General features: G+C 61.7%; 16 protein-coding genes and 1 tRNA gene. 10 read left to right on the top strand and 7 right to left on the bottom strand.

The window, feature by feature from the left end:
* The first annotated feature begins 5 nt into the window (after positions 1–5).
* On the top strand, positions 6–1,421 hold the full coding sequence (gene phrB / locus AB1N67_RS03890; protein WP_043215324.1) for a deoxyribodipyrimidine photo-lyase: 1,416 nt from the start codon (positions 6–8) through the stop codon (positions 1,419–1,421).
* 75 nt (positions 1,422–1,496) lie between these two features.
* On the opposite strand, the gene murI is transcribed toward phrB, so the two are convergent.
* From murI to hemA, 5 genes are read right to left on the bottom strand one after another with little or no spacing between them, the layout of a single operon-like run.
* On the bottom strand, positions 1,497–2,294 hold the full coding sequence (gene murI / locus AB1N67_RS03885) for a glutamate racemase (RefSeq protein ID WP_102081215.1): 798 nt from the start codon (positions 2,292–2,294) through the stop codon (positions 1,497–1,499).
* Positions 2,287–3,042, bottom strand: coding sequence for a molybdopterin-synthase adenylyltransferase MoeB (locus AB1N67_RS03880; RefSeq protein ID WP_043215329.1), 756 nt, complete (start codon positions 3,040–3,042; stop codon positions 2,287–2,289). Before AB1N67_RS03880 ends, murI begins: the two co-directional genes overlap by 8 nt.
* Positions 3,036–3,866 carry a peptide chain release factor N(5)-glutamine methyltransferase gene (prmC, locus tag AB1N67_RS03875; RefSeq protein WP_182817185.1) on the bottom strand — a complete coding sequence of 277 codons (831 nt, stop codon included), beginning with the start codon at positions 3,864–3,866 and terminating at the stop codon, positions 3,036–3,038. The genes AB1N67_RS03880 and prmC overlap by 7 nt, the downstream gene beginning before the upstream one ends.
* Positions 3,867–4,949 (bottom strand): peptide chain release factor 1, encoded by a 1,083-nt coding sequence (prfA, locus tag AB1N67_RS03870; protein ID WP_043215331.1) that lies wholly within the window; start codon positions 4,947–4,949, stop codon positions 3,867–3,869.
* On the bottom strand, positions 4,946–6,223 hold the full coding sequence (gene hemA, locus AB1N67_RS03865; protein WP_043215333.1) for a glutamyl-tRNA reductase: 1,278 nt from the start codon (positions 6,221–6,223) through the stop codon (positions 4,946–4,948). Before hemA ends, prfA begins: the two co-directional genes overlap by 4 nt.
* A gap of 144 nt (positions 6,224–6,367) precedes the next feature.
* On the opposite strand from hemA, the gene AB1N67_RS03860 reads away from it, so the two are divergent.
* The 9 genes from AB1N67_RS03860 (at position 6,368) to ychF (ending at position 13,862) form a co-directional block, all read left to right on the top strand.
* Entirely contained in the window at positions 6,368–6,733 is a 366-nt protein-coding gene (locus AB1N67_RS03860; RefSeq protein WP_367863544.1) for a hypothetical protein, read from the top strand.
* 329 nt (positions 6,734–7,062) lie between these two features.
* Positions 7,063–8,790: a tetratricopeptide repeat protein gene (locus AB1N67_RS03855; protein WP_090345209.1), complete on the top strand. Its 1,728-nt coding sequence runs from the start codon at positions 7,063–7,065 to the stop codon at positions 8,788–8,790.
* A gap of 3 nt (positions 8,791–8,793) precedes the next feature.
* Positions 8,794–9,411, top strand: a complete 618-nt coding sequence (gene lolB / locus AB1N67_RS03850; RefSeq protein ID WP_043214919.1) for a lipoprotein insertase outer membrane protein LolB — start codon at positions 8,794–8,796, stop codon at positions 9,409–9,411.
* A gap of 3 nt (positions 9,412–9,414) precedes the next feature.
* The gene (ispE, locus tag AB1N67_RS03845) at positions 9,415–10,260 is read left to right on the top strand and encodes a 4-(cytidine 5'-diphospho)-2-C-methyl-D-erythritol kinase (RefSeq protein WP_250034456.1); all 846 of its coding nucleotides are present in this window, start codon (positions 9,415–9,417) and stop codon (positions 10,258–10,260) included.
* A gap of 34 nt (positions 10,261–10,294) precedes the next feature.
* Positions 10,295–10,369, top strand: a tRNA-Gln gene (locus tag AB1N67_RS03840).
* A gap of 47 nt (positions 10,370–10,416) precedes the next feature.
* On the top strand, positions 10,417–11,358 hold the full coding sequence (locus tag AB1N67_RS03835) for a ribose-phosphate pyrophosphokinase (RefSeq protein WP_043214915.1): 942 nt from the start codon (positions 10,417–10,419) through the stop codon (positions 11,356–11,358).
* A gap of 120 nt (positions 11,359–11,478) precedes the next feature.
* Positions 11,479–12,075: a 50S ribosomal protein L25/general stress protein Ctc gene (locus AB1N67_RS03830; RefSeq protein ID WP_043214913.1), complete on the top strand. Its 597-nt coding sequence runs from the start codon at positions 11,479–11,481 to the stop codon at positions 12,073–12,075.
* A gap of 79 nt (positions 12,076–12,154) precedes the next feature.
* Positions 12,155–12,739 (top strand): aminoacyl-tRNA hydrolase, encoded by a 585-nt coding sequence (gene pth, locus AB1N67_RS03825; protein WP_043214910.1) that lies wholly within the window; start codon positions 12,155–12,157, stop codon positions 12,737–12,739.
* A 22-nt stretch (positions 12,740–12,761) separates the two neighbouring features.
* Positions 12,762–13,862 (top strand): redox-regulated ATPase YchF, encoded by a 1,101-nt coding sequence (ychF, locus tag AB1N67_RS03820; protein WP_043214908.1) that lies wholly within the window; start codon positions 12,762–12,764, stop codon positions 13,860–13,862.
* A 94-nt stretch (positions 13,863–13,956) separates the two neighbouring features.
* Here ychF and AB1N67_RS03815 read toward each other — a convergent pair whose 3' ends face one another.
* Together AB1N67_RS03815 and AB1N67_RS03810 are read right to left on the bottom strand one after the other, a co-directional pair.
* Positions 13,957–15,261 carry a cation:dicarboxylate symporter family transporter gene (locus tag AB1N67_RS03815; RefSeq protein WP_043214906.1) on the bottom strand — a complete coding sequence of 435 codons (1,305 nt, stop codon included), beginning with the start codon at positions 15,259–15,261 and terminating at the stop codon, positions 13,957–13,959.
* 145 nt (positions 15,262–15,406) lie between these two features.
* Positions 15,407–15,820 (bottom strand): VOC family protein, encoded by a 414-nt coding sequence (locus tag AB1N67_RS03810; protein ID WP_043214904.1) that lies wholly within the window; start codon positions 15,818–15,820, stop codon positions 15,407–15,409.
* Positions 15,821–15,917: the final 97 nt, after the last annotated feature.

Genomic DNA, 15,917 nt, shown 5'->3' with positions numbered 1-15,917 from the left:
CGCTTTTGCAACTGATCTGGCTGCGCAGCGACCTGCGCGTCGAAGACAACACCGCCCTGAGCGCGGCCTGTGCCCTTGGGCCGACCCTCGCCCTGTGGCTGGCCAGCCCCGGCCAGTGGCTCGCCCATGACGATGCTCCCTGCAAGGTCGATTTCTGGCTGCGCAACCTGCAGACCCTGCGCCAGTCCTTGGAGCGCCTGAATATCCCCTTGCTGATCCGCCACGTCGACACCTGGCGACAGGCGCCCCAGGCGGTGCTGGAGGTCTGCCGAGAACATCGGATCGAGGCGGTGCATTGGAATGAAGAGTACGGCGTGAACGAGCAGCAGCGTGACGCCGCTACCCAGGATCTGCTCGAGCAGGCGGGCATCCTCACCCATGGCCACCTGGATCAGCTGCTGCTTCGCCCAGGCTCGGTGCTGACCCGAAGCGGGCACTACTTCCAGGTGTTCGGCCAGTTCCGTCGGGCATGCCTTGAGCATCTGCATCTGAGCCTGCCAAGCCTGGCGCCTCCCGTGAAACGTCAGGCACCGCTGCGCATTGCCAGCGATCCCCTCCCCCAGGGCTTCACCGGTTTTCCGTCCCCACCGCGAAGTGTGCGCGAGCACTGGCCAGCCGGAGAAAACGAAGCCCATCGGCGCCTGACCCGCTTCATCGACGAGACGGTCGAGGACTATCTTCAACTACGGGACCTACCCGCCCGGACCGGCACCAGCCAACTCTCGCCATACTTGGCTGCCGGCGTGATTTCGCCGCGCCAGTGCCTGCACGCTGCCTTGAGCGGGAACCAGGGCGAGTTGGACAGCGGCAGCGTAGGTGTACAAACCTGGATCAACGAGCTGCTGTGGCGGGAGTTTTACAAACACATCCTGGTGGGTTATCCACAGGTCTCTCGACACCGGGCCTTCCGCGCCCCCACCGAAGCGCTGCCCTGGCGGGATGCCCCCGAAGACTTGGAAGCCTGGAAAACCGGTCGTACCGGTTTTCCGATCGTCGATGCCGCCATGCGCCAATTGCTGCACACCGGCTGGATGCACAATCGTCTGCGCATGGTCGTGGCGATGTTCCTGAGCAAAAACCTGCTGATCGACTGGCGCCTGGGCGAACGGCATTTCATGCGACACCTGATCGACGGCGATCTGGCCGCCAACAATGGTGGATGGCAATGGAGTGCCTCCACCGGGACCGATGCAGTGCCCTATTTCCGTCTGTTCAACCCGGTCAGCCAGTCACGCCGCTTCGACCCGCAAGGGCAGTTCATCCGTCATTGGCTGCCGGAATTGCAGGGGCTCGATGACAAAACCATCCATGAACCGGGTGCCGGCGGGGATTTATTTTCTGCGTCATACGTGCAGCCGATCGTGGACCTGGGCAGCAGTCGTGAGCGGGTCTTGGCGGCGTTTCAAGGTCTTAAGGATTGAGCCTGTGGCGCGCGGGGCGCCCCATCGCAGGCTAAGCCAGCGTCTGCAGGCGCCCCCTTGGGCAGCACACTTCGGTTACAGCGGAAAAGGCAGAACCCGATCGGCACGCCCCCAGAGCAGCGGCAGCACGTCGTTCAGCGACTGTGGTTCGGCGCTGGTCCAGAACGCGGTGTCACGCGCTGGCCCCTCGGCCAGCAGGTCCCGCGCCGCCAGCAAGCGCTGCAGTTGCCGCGCCACAGCGGCACCGGTATCGATGATGGCCACATCCGCCGGCACCATGCTGGCCAACAGCGGACGCAGGAAGGGGTAGTGGGTGCAGCCAAGGATGAGCGTGTCGCAACCTGCGTCCAGCAAAGGCCGCACATAGCCGTGCAACAACTGGCGCAGCTGTGGACTGTCGAGATCCCCCGCCTCGATGCGCTCCACCAGGCCAGGACACGGCTGGGTGATGACCTGGACATCGTTGGCGAAACGATCGAGCAAGGCAGCGAACTTGGCGCTCTGCAAAGTGCCGGTGGTGGCCAGCACCCCGACCACGCCAGAGCGCGTCGCTGCAGCGGCCGGCTTGACCGCAGGCTCCATGCCCACCAGAGGCCAATTCGGGTACAGCTCGCGCAGGTCGGCCACTGCCGCCACGGTCGCAGTGTTGCAGGCCAGGACCATCGCCTTGGCACCTTGCGCGTGGAAGAACCCGGCAATGTGGCGCAAGCGCTGGCGGATATAGTCCGGCGACTTTTCGCCGTACGGCACATGGCCGCTGTCGGCGACATACAGGAGCGATTCGTTGGGCAACAGGCGCTGGATCTCGGCGAGCACCGACAGACCGCCGACCCCAGAATCCATCACGCCGACCGGCGCCGCACGCTCAGCCATGCCGGCTGCCACAGACAGCACACGCCGGATCGCGCTTGACCCGCAGCTCGCGCATGCGTGTGCCCAACGCATCGATCAACAGCAAGCGCCCCACCAGAGGATCGCCGAAGCCGGCCAGCAGTTTCATCGCCTCGAGTGCTTGCAGGCTGCCCACCAAGCCCACCAACGGACCGAGCACACCCGCCTCGCTGCACGTCAGCTCAGCCTCGCTGCCATGGCCATAAAGGCAGTGGTAGCAGGGGCTGTAGTCACGACGGGGGTCGAACACCGACAGCTGCCCTTCCAGGCGGATCGCCGCACCACTGACCAGCGGCTTGCCTGCTGCGACACAGGCGGCGTTGACCGCTTCGCGGGTGGAGAAGTTGTCCGAGCAGTCCAGCACCACGTCGACCGCGCCGACGGCCGCGGCAAGGGAGTCTTCGTCCAGCGCCTCGCGGTGCGCAACCAGCTTGACCTCGGGGTTGATCGCCTCAAGACGCTTGCACGCCGAGTCGACCTTGCTCATGCCCACGCTGTCGCTGTCATGGATGACCTGGCGTTGCAGGTTGGTCAGGTCGACGGTGTCGAAGTCGGCCAAGTGCAGCTCGCCGACACCGGCCGCGGCCAGGTACAGAGCAACCGGCGACCCTAGCCCCCCAAGCCCGACGACCAACGCCTTGCTGCGCTTGAGCCGCAACTGACCGTCGATATCCACCTGGGCCAGCAGGATCTGCCGGCTGTAGCGCAACAGTTCCTGATCACTCAGCATGGCAGTCGTCCCATGGAAATGCGTTCGTGACCGGCCAGGTCCAGGCGGCTGGCCACGTCGATAAAGCCGTGGCGGGTGAGCAGCTCACGCACGGCCGAGGCCTGGTCGTAACCGTGTTCGAGCAGCAGCCAGCCACCGGCCGATAGGTGATCCGGCGCCTGGGCGATGATCACTCGCAGGTCATCCAGGCCATCCTGCCCCGCCACCAGGGCACTGCTGGGCTCGAAGCGCACATCGCCTGCGACCAGATGCGGGTCGTCGGCAGCGATATAGGGAGGGTTGCTCAGGATCAGGTCGAAGCGCTCGCCAGCCACGGCGTCATACCAGTGGCTCAGGCGTACCTGGGCATTGGCCAGGCCAAGGCGATCGCGGTTGCGCTCGGCCAGGGCCACGGCTTCGGGCACGCGGTCCAGTGCCGTTACCTGCCAGGCCGGGCACTCGCTGGCCAGGGCCAGGGCAATGGCGCCGGTGCCAGTGCCCAGGTCAAGCACCCGCGCAGGTCGCACGGGCAGCAGCTCCAACGCCGCTTCTACCAGCAGCTCGGTTTCCGGACGTGGGATCAGGGTGTGCGGCGCGACTTCAAGATCGAGCTTCCAAAAACCCTGCTGGCCCAGGATGTAGGCCACCGGCTCACCGGCTCGGCGACGCGCCAGGTAGCCGGCGAACGTCTCGGCGGCCTCGCTGCTGACGATTCGCTCTGGCCAGGTGTGCAGATAACTGCGCGACTTACCCAGGGCTGCGGCGAGCAATAGCTCGACGTCCAGGCGCTCGGTCGGGGAATCCGGCAACTGCGCGTCGCGCAGCAGGCTGGCGATGATGGTCATTCAATCCCCCAGGGCGGCCAACTGATCGGCCTGGTATTCAGCGAGCAAGGGTTCGATGACCGCATCGACGCCCCCGGCCAGAATGTCATCCAGGGAGTACAGGGTCAGGTTGATGCGATGATCGGTCACCCGGCCCTGTGGATAATTGTAGGTGCGGATACGCTCGGAGCGATCGCCCGAGCCCACCAGCAGCTTGCGCTCGGTGGCAATGGCGTTTTGCGCGGCGCTGGTCTGCATGTCATTGAGCTTGGCCGACAGCCAGGACATGGCCCGGGCACGGTTCTTGTGCTGCGACCGCTCCTCCTGGCATTCGACCACGATGCCGGTAGGCAGGTGGGTGATGCGAATCGCCGAGTCGGTCTTGTTGACGTGCTGACCACCGGCGCCCGAGGCGCGGTAGGTATCGATACGAAGGTCGGCCGGGTTGATCTCGATGGCGACCTGTTCATCCGGCTCCGGCAAGACCGCCACGGTGCAGGCGGAGGTGTGGATACGCCCTTGCGATTCGGTCTCCGGCACTCGTTGCACGCGATGTGCGCCAGATTCGAATTTGAGCTTGCCGTAGACACTGTCGCCTTCGACCCGGGCGATGATCTCCTTGTAGCCGCCGTGCTCGCCTTCGTTCTCGGAGAGAATCTCCAGACGCCAGCCACGCTTTTCGGCGTAACGCGAATACATGCGGAACAAGTCGCCCGAGAAGATCGCGGCCTCGTCGCCACCAGTACCGGCGCGGATCTCGAGGAACACGTTGCGCCCGTCGTTGGGGTCCTTGGGCAGCAACATGCGCTGCAACCGGGCCTCCAGGCCGACCAGTTGCTCCTTGGCCTCACGCACTTCCTCGACAGCCATTTCGCGCAAGTCCGGGTCGCTGTCCTTGAGCAGCGCCTGAGCGCCGGCCAGATCGTCCTGGACCTTTCGCCACTCTTTATAGGCGTCGATGACCGGCTCGACTTCGGCGTATTCACGCGAATAAGCGCGGAAACGGGTCTGGTCGGAAATGACCTCGGCATCGCCCAACAGAGCGGTGAGTTCTTCGAAGCGGTCCTGGAGCGTGTCCAGTTTATTGAGCAGCGACGCTTTCATTGCGGGGTTTTGTCCGTCGAGCCCTCGTTGAGGGCAAAGAGTTCCTGGGCCATGGCCAGCGCATCGAGGCGGCCTTCGGCGGAGAGCTTTTTCAATTGCACGCTGGGCGCATGCAGCAATTTGTTGGTCAGCCCCCGGGCCAGCTGGGCCAGTACCTCTTCGGGATTGCCGCCATTGGCCAGCAGGCGCTGGGCCTTTTGCAGTTCTTCGTCGCGCAGGCGCTCGCTTTGCTGGCGATAGGCCTTGAGCACATCCACCGCGGCCAGCTCGCGCAGGCGCGCCATGAAATCCTCGGCACCGACCGATACCAGCTCCTCGGCAGCCTGGGCCGCGCCTTGGCGGCTCTTGAGGTTTTCCGCGACGACGTCATGCAGGTCATCGACCGTATATAGGTAGACGTCATCGAGCTCGCCAACCTGCGGTTCGATGTCCCTTGGCACGGCGATATCGACCATGAAGATGGGCTTGTGCCGACGCTGCTTCAAGGCGCTTTCCACCGCGCCCTTGCCGAGGATCGGCAACTGGCTGGCGGTGGAACTGATGACGATGTCGCTGTTGGCCAGCTCCTGAGGGATGTCCGAAAGCAGCACCGCATGGGCACCGAACTGTTCGGCCAGGATGCTGGCGCGCTCCAGGGTACGGTTGGCCACGACGATACGCCGTACACCCTGCTCATGGAGGTGGCGGGCGACCAGGGTGATGGTCTCGCCAGCGCCGATCAGCAGCGCCTGGCTGCGACCCAGGTCGCTGAAGATCTGCTTGGCCAGGCTGACGGCGGCGAAGGCTACGGAAACCGGGTTCTCGCCGATGGCGGTGTCGGTGCGCACCTGCTTGGCAGCACTGAACGTGGCCTGGAACAGGCGCCCGAGCAGCGGGCCGATGGTCCCGGCCTCGCGGGCCACGGCGTAGGCCGACTTCATCTGGCCGAGAATCTGTGGCTCGCCCAGCACCAGCGAATCCAGGCCCGAGGCCACACGCATCATGTGCCTGACCGCATCATGCTCTTCGTGGATATAGGCGCTGGCACGCAGCTCTTCGAGGTTGAGCTGATGATACTCGGCCAGCCACTGCAGCACGGCGTCGGCGGCCAGGTGGTCCTGTTCGATATAGAGTTCACTGCGGTTGCAAGTCGACAGGATCGCCGCCTCACGGCTGGCGGTCAGTCGGCAAAGCTGCTGCAGGGCATCGACCAGCTGCTCTGGCGTAAACGCCACGCGCTCGCGTACGTCTACCGAGGCAGTCTTATGGTTGATACCAAGTGCAAGAAAGGCCATGCAAGGTCGCTGGTTGTGACGAGAAGCCGATAATTGTCCTACTTCGCAGGTTTCAGAACAACCACCGTTCGCTATTGTCGCGATACCCGAGGGCTATCGACGGTGGCGGGCCGTTGCGCCGGCCAGACGCTGCGAGCACATACAGTGACTGACAGCCCTCGCTCTCACCCTATCGGCTTTGGCTTTGGCTTTGGCTTTGGCTTTGGCTTTGGCTTTGGCTTTGGCTTTGGCTTTGGCTTTGGCTTTGGCTTTGGCTTTTTGGTGCACGATGGCCCAAACACCGCCGGTGGGCATTTTCAGCGTGGGAATATCCGTTCCCTGCGCCGGCGCAGACTCACCTTTCGCCCTTACGGCGACCTCCTTTTTGTCTTGGCAAAAAGGAGGAAAAAACCGCTTGCTCCTGCATCCGGCCCCTACGCTGCGCTCCGGGGTCCCCTCCGCTCCGGCGCCTTCCGGGGCTTCGCGGCCTCCGACTTGCTTCGCAAGTCTCCATCTCGCAACTTCGGCTGACGCCGAAGGGCGCTGCGCGCCTGCCCCTACAGGCACCTGCACTCGGCCTCCTGAAGTCGCGATTGGCGGCGCCTGAACTAATTTGTGCAATTAAAAGCAAAAGCGGGATTGGGATTGGGATTGGGATTGGGATTGGGATTGGGATTGGGATTGGGATTGGGATTGGGATTGGGATTGGGATTTTGGTCCGGTGATTTCGAAAGTCCAGAACAACCCGCTAATAGAATGGTCCGAACAATCCGAAACCTCGCAACCTCGACCTTCGCAGGTGGGTTTGCCATCGCGCTTGTGTCATCATGCTCCGACCGCCGGTATCCAAAGCCTTCTTTATGAACAAGTCCTACGCATTGTTGCTTGCTCTCGCCCTGCTCCAGGGCTGCCAAAGCCTGGCCCCGCAGAAGAACGAGGCCGCGTCGCCCGTTGCCGCGGCAGGCAAAAGCGCACCGGAAAAGCCTGTGGTGTACGGCTCGTTCAAAGAGGAAACGCTCTACAGCCTGCTGGTGGCGGAACTGGCCGGGCAACGTAACCGCTTTGACATTGCCCTGGCCAACTATGTCGACCAGGCTGAGAAGACCCAGGACCCAGCCGTCTCCGAACGCGCCTACCGCATCGCCGAATACCTCGGTGCCGACGAGCCCGCGCTGGACACCGCGATGATCTGGGCACGCAACGATGCGCAGAACCTCGACGCTCAACGGGCCGCGGCCATTCAACTGGCCCGCGCCGGACGCTACGACGAATCCATGGCCTACATGGAAAAGGTCCTCCAGGGCCAGGGCGACACCCACTTCGACTTCCTCGCGCTGTCCGCAGCCGAAACCGACCAGAACACCCGCGACGGCTTGTTGCAAAGCTTCGACCGCCTGTTGGTCAAGTATCCGGACAACGGCCAGTTGGTGTTTGGCAAAGCACTGTTGCTGAACCAGGATGGCAAGACCGAGCAAGCCCTCGAACTACTCGAATCGCACCCGCCGCAAAACGGCGAAGTCGCCCCGGTGTTGCTGCGCGCCCGTCTGCTGCAGACCCTGGACCGTGGTTCGGAGGCTTTGCCACTGCTGCGCGGGGCTATTCGCGACAATCCCGACGACAAGCGCCTGCGCCTGACCTACGCCCGCACTCTGGTCGAGCAGGACCGCATGGCAGATGCCAAGGCCGAATTCGAGAGCCTGCTCCAGCAGTACCCCGAAGATGACGAGCTGCGCTATTCGCTCGCTCTGGTCTGCCTGGAAACCAAGAACTGGGACGAGGCCGAGGGGTATCTGCAGGAGCTGGTGGAGCGCGACAGCAATGTCGACGCCGCACACCTGAACCTGGGCCGCCTGCACGAAGAGCGCGGCGATCCCGAGGCCGCCCTGCGTGAATACGCCCTGGTAGGCCCTGGCCCCGATTACCTGCCGGCGCAATTGCGCCAGGCCGACATCCTCATCGCTAACGGCCGCTCTAGCGAGGCGTCGCGCCTGCTCGGCGAAGCCCGAGAGGCCCAGCCGGACTACGCCATCCAGCTGTACCTGATCGAGGCGGAAAGCTACGGCAACAACGCCAAGGAAGCCCAGGCTGAACAAGTCCTGGCCCAGGCGATCAAGCGCTACCCGGATGACCTCAACCTGCTTTATACCCGCGCCATGCTGGCGGAGAAGCGCGATGACCTGGGGCAAATGGAAAAAGACCTGCGCGCCATCATCCAGCGCGAACCGGAAAACGCCATGGCCCTGAACGCGCTCGGCTACACCCTTGCCGACCGCACCACGCGCTACGCCGAAGCCAAGGCGCTGATCGAAAAAGCCCACCAGCTCACCCCGGACGACCCCGCTGTGCTCGACAGCCTGGGCTGGGTCAACTACCGCATGGGCAACCTCGACGAAGCTGAACGCCTGCTGCGCCAGGCCCTGGCGCGCTTCCCCGACCACGAAGTAGCAGCCCACCTGGGTGAAGTGCTCTGGGCCAACGGCAAACGCCGCGAAGCCCGCCAGGTCTGGGCCAAGGCCTTCGAGGGCCAACCCGACAGCCAAATCCTGCGCAAGACTCTCCTGCGCCTGACCGGATCAGAGACCCTGTAAACCATGTTCCTGCGTCATTGCATCACCTTTACCCTGATCGCCCTGCTGGCCGGCTGCGCCGGATTCGGTAGCCGTGAATCCCTGCAAGGCCACGGCGATCCACAGTTGTGGCGCGCCCATAAAGAGCAACTGAGCAACCTCGACGGCTGGCAGATCAACGGCAAGGTCGGCATTCGCGCCCCCCGTGATTCGGGCAGTGGTACCTTGTTCTGGCTGCAACGCCAGGACTACTACGACATCCGCCTGGCCGGCCCCCTGGGTCGCGGGGCGGCACGCCTGACCGGACGCCCCGGCGGCGTGGTCCTGGAGGTGGCCAACCAGGGCCGCTACGAAGCCCCAAGCCCCGAGGCACTGCTCGAAGAACAGCTGGGCTGGCAATTGCCGGTCTCGCATTTGGTCTGGTGGGTCCGTGGCCTGCCTGCCCCCGACAGCAAGAGCCAACTGACCCTGGATGGCGACAGCCGCCTGGCCAGCCTGACCCAGGACGGCTGGCAGGTGCAGTACCTGAGCTACACCCAACAGAACGGCTACTGGCTACCTGAACGCCTGAAGCTGCACGGCCAGGACCTGGACGTCACCCTGGTGGTCAAGGACTGGCAGCCACGTCAGCTGGGGCATTGATCGATGGCCACGCTCACCCTTCCCGCCCCGGCCAAGCTCAACCTGTGGCTGCATATCATCGGTCGCCGCCCAGACGGTTACCACGAGCTGGAAACCGTGTTCCAGTTTCTCGACCATGCCGATCAGCTGCACTACAGCCTGCGTGACGATGGCCAGATCCACTTGCGCACCGAAATCGCCGGCGTGCCCCACGACAGCAATCTGATCGTGAAAGCTGCACGCAAGCTGCAACAACAATCAGGCTGCGCGCTCGGCGTCGACATCTGGCTGGACAAGATCCTGCCCATGGGCGGCGGCATCGGTGGCGGCAGCTCCAACGCCGCGACCACGCTGCTGGCCCTCAATCATCTGTGGCAACTGGGCTGGGACGAAGACCGCCTGGCCGGCCTGGGCCTGGGGCTTGGCGCCGATGTACCGGTGTTCGTCCGCGGCCACGCCGCCTTCGCCCAAGGTGTGGGTGAGCAACTGACCCCGGTGGACCCCGAAGAGCCCTGGTACGTCGTACTGGTGCCGCAAGTGTCTGTCAGCACAGCGGAAATTTTTTCGCATCCAGAGTTGACACGTGATTCCCTCCCCCTTAAGATGCGCCCCGTTCCCGAGGGAAACAGTCGAAATGACTGCCAACCGGTGGTAGAGCAAGGTTATCCAGAAGTTCGCAATGCGTTGAATCTGCTGGGTAAATACACTGAAGCTCGTCTAACCGGCACTGGAAGTTGTGTGTTTGGGGCCTTCCCAAGCAAAGCCGAAGCTGATAAAGTTCTGGCCCTTCTTTCAGAGACCCAAACAGGGTTTGTGGCAAAGGGAAGCAACATTTCGATGTTGCATCGCAAGCTGCAGAGCCTGCTCTAGAAGTCGAGTATTCTGTACTCGCAGCAACAGATACAGGGGCGTCGCCAAGCGGTAAGGCAGCAGGTTTTGATCCTGCCATGCGTTGGTTCGAATCCAGCCGCCCCTGCCATTTTCCTTATACTCATCCAGGTTACCCTCAGCCTTCAGGTACTGCGCGTGTCCAAGATGATGGTCTTCACGGGGAATGCCAACCCCGATCTGGCTCGGCGTGTCGTACGTCAGCTGCATATTCCACTGGGTGATGTTTCTGTCGGTAAATTCTCCGACGGCGAAATCAGTGCTGAGATCAATGAAAATGTTCGTGGTAAGGACGTTTTCATCATTCAGCCAACCTGTGCCCCTACCAACGACAATCTGATGGAACTGGTAGTGATGGCCGACGCCTTCCGCCGCTCCTCAGCGTCACGAATCACTGCCGTGATTCCTTACTTCGGATACGCCCGCCAGGACCGCCGTCCGCGTTCGGCACGTGTAGCCATCAGCGCCAAAGTCGTCGCTGACATGCTCACTGTCGTGGGTATCGACCGTGTACTCACTGTCGACCTGCACGCTGACCAGATCCAGGGCTTCTTCGATATTCCCGTCGACAACATCTACGGCTCGCCCGTACTGGTCGACGACATCGAAGACCAGCGTTTCGAGAACCTGATGATCGTCTCCCCGGACATCGGTGGTGTCGTGCGCGCACGTGCCGTCGCCAAGTCCCTGGGTGTCGACCTGGGTATCATCGACAAGCGCCGTGAAAAGGCCAATCACTCCGAAGTGATGCACATCATCGGCGACGTCGAAGGACGCACCTGCATCCTGGTAGACGACATGGTCGATACCGCCGGTACCCTGTGCAACGCGGCCAAGGCCCTGAAAGACCACGGCGCGGCCAAGGTCTACGCCTACTGCACGCACCCGGTACTGTCGGGCCGTGCGATCGAGAACATCGAGAAGTCGGTGCTGGACGAGCTGGTGGTGACCAACACCATCCCGCTGTCCGCCGCTGCTCAAGCCTGTGACCGTATCCGCCAGCTGGATATCGCACCGGTTGTCGCTGAAGCGGTTCGCCGCATCAGCAACGAAGAATCGATCAGCGCGATGTTCCGCTAAGCGGAACGCTCGCTGACGAAAAGCGCCCCGCCCCGGCATCTTGTCGGGGCGGGGCTTTTTTGCCAATCCCGATGGCGCTGGTCGCAAACGCCATACGGGAGGCTATTTTGGAGATACAAAATGACCGATTTCATCCTGAACGCCCAAGCGCGTACTGACCTGGGGAAAGGTGCGAGCCGCCGCCTGCGTCATTCCGCCAACATCCCAGCCGTTGTCTACGGTGGTGGCAAAGAAGCCCAATCCCTGACCATCCTGGCCAAGGAAATCACCAAGCTGTTCGATAACGAAGCTGCCTTCAGCCACGTTCTGGAACTGAACGTCGACGGCACCAAGCAGAACGTCGTCGTCAAGGCCCTGCAGCGTCACCCAGCCAAAGGCTTCATCATGCACGCCGACTTCGTTCGCGTCGTTGCTGGCCAGAAGCTGACCGCCAAGGTACCGGTTCACTTCATCAACGAAGAAGCCCCGGTCAAGAAAGGCGGCGAGATCTCCCACGTAGAAGCCGAGATCGAAGTTTCCTGCGAAGCCAAAGACCTGCCTGAGTTCATCGAAGTCGACCTGGCCAAGGCTGAAATCGGCACCATCATCCACCTGTCGGACCTGAAAGCTCCGAAAGGCGTAGAGTTCGTCGCTCTGGCCCACGGTGATGACAAAGCTGTTGCCAACGTCCACGCCCCGCGCGTAGCCGCTGACGCTGCTGAAGGCGCTGCCGAGTAATCCACTCGCACGCCGGCGTTGATCGGGTTACAGTGCCGCGCGCACCGTAACCCACCAACTCCAAGGAAGAGCCCCTGACGTGACCGCCATCCAGTTGATCGTCGGCCTGGGTAACCCCGGCCCCGAATACGAACAGACCCGGCATAACGCAGGGGCTCTTTTCGTTGAACGCCTCGCCAGCGCCCAGCGTGTATCGCTGACCGCTGACCGCAAGTATTTCGGCCTGACGGCTAAGTTCAGCCATCAGGGCCAAGACGTTCGTCTGCTCATTCCCACCACCTACATGAACCGCAGCGGCCAGTCCGTCGCGGCACTGGCCAATTTCTTCCGGATTCCACCGGCGGCCATCCTGGTGGCGCATGACGAACTCGACCTGCCCCCGGGCGTCGCCAAGCTCAAGAAAGGCGGCGGCCATGGTGGGCACAACGGCCTGCGCGACATCATCGCGCAGCTCGGCAACCAGAACGACTTCCATCGCCTGCGGCTCGGCATCGGCCACCCAGGTGACGCCAAACTGGTCTCCAACTTCGTCCTGGGCCGCGCACCGCGCGCCGAGCAGGAGAAGCTCGACGCCAGCATCGATTTTGCCCTCGGCGTGATGCCGGACGTGCTCGCAGGCGATTTCGCCAAGGCGATGCGCGAACTGCACAGCCAGAAGGCCTGATTTCCTAGAGAGGGGAATTCCCATGGGTTTCAATTGCGGCATCGTCGGCCTGCCCAACGTCGGCAAGTCCACCCTGTTCAACGCCCTGACCAAGTCCGGTATCGCGGCGGAGAACTTCCCCTTCTGCACCATCGAGCCGAACAGCGGCATCGTGCCGATGCCCGATGCACGCCTCGACGCCCTGGCCGAGATCGTCAAGCCTGAGCGTGTGATTCCGACCACCATGGAATTCGTCGACATCGCAGGTCTGGTCGCCGGTGCCTCGAAGGGCGAAGGCCTGGGCAACAAGTTCCTCGCCAACATCCGCGAGACCGACGCCATCGCCCATGTGGTGCGCTGCTTCGAAGACGAGAACGTGATCCACGTCTCCAACAGCGTCGACCCCAAGCGTGACATCGAGATCATCGACCTGGAACTGATCTTCGCCGACCTGGACAGCTGCGAGAAGCAACTGCAGAAGGTCGCGCGCAACGCCAAGGGCGGTGACAAGGAAGCCCTGGCCCAGAAAGCCCTGCTGGAAAAGCTCATTGCCCACTTCACCGATGGCAAGCCTGCGCGCAGCCTGATGAAGAACATGAGCGTCGAGGAGAAGGCCGTGATCCGCGGCTTCCACCTGCTGACCAGCAAGCCGGTGATGTACATCGCCAACGTGGCCGAGGACGGCTTCGAGAACAACCCGCACCTGGACGTGGTCAAGGCCATCGCCGAGGAAGAAGGCGCGGTCGTGGTGCCAGTGTGCAACAAGATCGAAGCGGAGATCGCCGAGCTGGAAGAAGGCGAGGAGAAGGACATGTTCCTCGAGGCCCTGGGCCTGGAAGAGCCTGGCCTGAACCGCGTGATCCGCGCCGGCTACGCCCTGCTCAATCTGCAGACCTACTTCACCGCGGGTGTGAAAGAAGTCCGCGCCTGGACCGTGCGTGTCGGTGCCACCGCGCCGCAAGCCGCCGCCGTGATCCACACCGACTTCGAGAAAGGCTTCATCCGCGCCGAAGTCGTGGCCTATGACGACTTCATCCAGTACAAGGGTGAAGGCGGCGCCAAGGAAGCCGGCAAATGGCGTCTGGAAGGCAAGGACTACATCGTCAAGGACGGTGACGTGATGCACTTCCGCTTCAACGTCTAATCGGGAGTCGAGATCGCACGAGCTCCTGATGGACATCAAAACCCCTTGAATACAGCCGATTCAAGGGGTTTTTTATTGCCCACGAGTGTCCGGTTCAGCCCCCCCCTTCGCTTGCCAACGCGTTCATAGGGCGCTCACCCGCAACTGCGTCAGGCTGTTGGCTAGGTGCTATTCGAAATTGGTTTTCCCACTTGGAGATCACCAAGGGCGCCAAGGCGTTGCCCAGCACATTCAACGCGGTGATCGGCATGTCCATGAGCCTGTAGACACCGGCGATGAAAGCGATGCCCTCCACGGGAAGCCCGGCACTGGTCAGCGTGGCGGTGAGGATGACGAACATCGCCCCTGGCACACCCGCCGCGCCTTTGGACGTCAAAACCATGATGAGCACCAGCACCGCCTGGTCAGCGAGGCTCAATGGGATTTCATACAGTTGGGCGATGAAAAGCGTACCAATGCCCACGAAGAGCGATGCGCCATCCAGATTGAACGAGTACCCAGTAGGAATCACCAAGGAAGCAATGGACCTCGGCGCGCCGTAAGCCTCCACCTTCTCGATGAGCTGTGGCATCACGGTAGCCGAAGTGGCGGTACTGAATGCCAAAATCAGTTCATCCTTGATGAACGTGATCAGGTCGAAGATGTTAATGCCAACCGCTTTGGCTATTCCGCCAAGTACGACCAGTCCGAACAGCAGGACAGCGGCGTAAGTGACAAGAATCAATTTACCCAACGGCAACAGCGCAGAAAGTCCGAAGTTAGACACCGTCACGCCAATGAGACCGAAAATGCCGATCGGAGAATAGTGCATGACGATGTGCGTGACTTTGAACATCGCTCCGGAAAAGGCGTTGAACACAGCGATCAGCGGTCGCTTCTTATCCGCATCAAGCGCATTCACACCAAAACCGAACAGGATCGAAAAGAACAAGATGGGTAGCAAGTTACCCTGCGCCATTGCATTCACGATGTTATCCGGAATGACACCAAGAATCACACTTCCGACATCGCCACCCTCCGAAGAAGAGGGCAACGTCAGTGACTGGGCAGCCGAAAGGGTACTCAAGTTCGCGCCGGTACCTGGCTGGGCCACATTACCTATGATCAAACCACAAACAATGGCGATACCCGTGACGACGAAGAAGTAGAACATGGTTTTGGCCCCCACCCGCCCGATTGCCTTGCTGTCGCCATTACCGGCAACGGCACTGACCATGCAGGCAAAGACCAGTGGCGCCACGATCATTTTCATCATCTTGATGAAAATATCACCGGCTGGCTGCAGGACCTGACTACTCACCCATACTTTGTAATCTGGATAAATATTTAACAGGGCACCCACTATAATGCCCAACACTAGACCCACGATGATTCTTGTGACCAGACTCGCCTTCGCCATACGTCCTCCCATTATTATAATTTGGACTGTCAACTGGCTGGTAAACGCCGCGCACACTCAAGCATCCGGTATTCGCACTCATGCGTTGGTGCTCATGATAAACAGCGTGATCGACAAAGCGTGCTGCTTGGATAAAAGCACGCCTTCAAACAGCAAAGACTTCTTTGAAGTCCTTGAAACCTTTTATCTCGATTGGGTTGCCACTTGGATCGAGGAAGAACATTGTCCGCTGCTCACCCGGCTGACCCGGGAAGCGCACAACGGGGGGAATATCGAACTTCACCCCATGGGCTTGCAGGCGCTCTGCCATCGCCATCCAATCATCCAACTGAAGCACCAGGCCGATGTGCGGCATCAGCACCATGTGCTCGCCGACCTTGCCGGTGCGCGTGGTCGGAAATGGCGTGCCTTCGTGAAGGGAAATTTGATGACCGAATAAGTCGTAATCGATGTACGTCTCGCTGGAGCGGCCTTCTTTACAGCCCAGCACCTCGCCGTAAAACTTGCGAGACTCTTCAAGGTTTGTTACATGATAGGAGGCATGGAAAAATGCGGTCACGGAAACGCCCTCTTGTTTGGGTGGGAATTTCGTGCAGCCTACCCTATCCTTTCGCTTGTTCTGGAGCGTGATTTTCCATCTCTGACCGAAAGGAATT

This window comes from Pseudomonas guariconensis (assembly GCF_040822035.1).
Lineage (GTDB): Bacteria > Pseudomonadota > Gammaproteobacteria > Pseudomonadales > Pseudomonadaceae > Aquipseudomonas > Aquipseudomonas guariconensis.
The sequence above is the reverse complement of the archived record's forward strand: the minus strand, read 5'-3'. Positions and strand labels throughout refer to the sequence as shown.

Coding starts and splice junctions, on each gene's coding strand:
- ispE (WP_250034456.1), top strand. CDS start 9,415: ATGGCCACGCTCACCCTTCCCGCCCCGGCCAAGCTCAACCTGTGGCTG.
- prfA (WP_043215331.1), bottom strand. CDS start 4,949: ATGAAAGCGTCGCTGCTCAATAAACTGGACACGCTCCAGGACCGCTTC.
- lolB (WP_043214919.1), top strand. CDS start 8,794: ATGTTCCTGCGTCATTGCATCACCTTTACCCTGATCGCCCTGCTGGCC.
- AB1N67_RS03855 (WP_090345209.1), top strand. CDS start 7,063: ATGAACAAGTCCTACGCATTGTTGCTTGCTCTCGCCCTGCTCCAGGGC.
- ychF (WP_043214908.1), top strand. CDS start 12,762: ATGGGTTTCAATTGCGGCATCGTCGGCCTGCCCAACGTCGGCAAGTCC.
- AB1N67_RS03880 (WP_043215329.1), bottom strand. CDS start 3,042: ATGCTGAGTGATCAGGAACTGTTGCGCTACAGCCGGCAGATCCTGCTG.
- hemA (WP_043215333.1), bottom strand. CDS start 6,223: ATGGCCTTTCTTGCACTTGGTATCAACCATAAGACTGCCTCGGTAGAC.
- AB1N67_RS03830 (WP_043214913.1), top strand. CDS start 11,479: ATGACCGATTTCATCCTGAACGCCCAAGCGCGTACTGACCTGGGGAAA.
- murI (WP_102081215.1), bottom strand. CDS start 2,294: ATGGCTGAGCGTGCGGCGCCGGTCGGCGTGATGGATTCTGGGGTCGGC.
- AB1N67_RS03815 (WP_043214906.1), bottom strand. CDS start 15,261: ATGGCGAAGGCGAGTCTGGTCACAAGAATCATCGTGGGTCTAGTGTTG.
- prmC (WP_182817185.1), bottom strand. CDS start 3,866: ATGACCATCATCGCCAGCCTGCTGCGCGACGCGCAGTTGCCGGATTCC.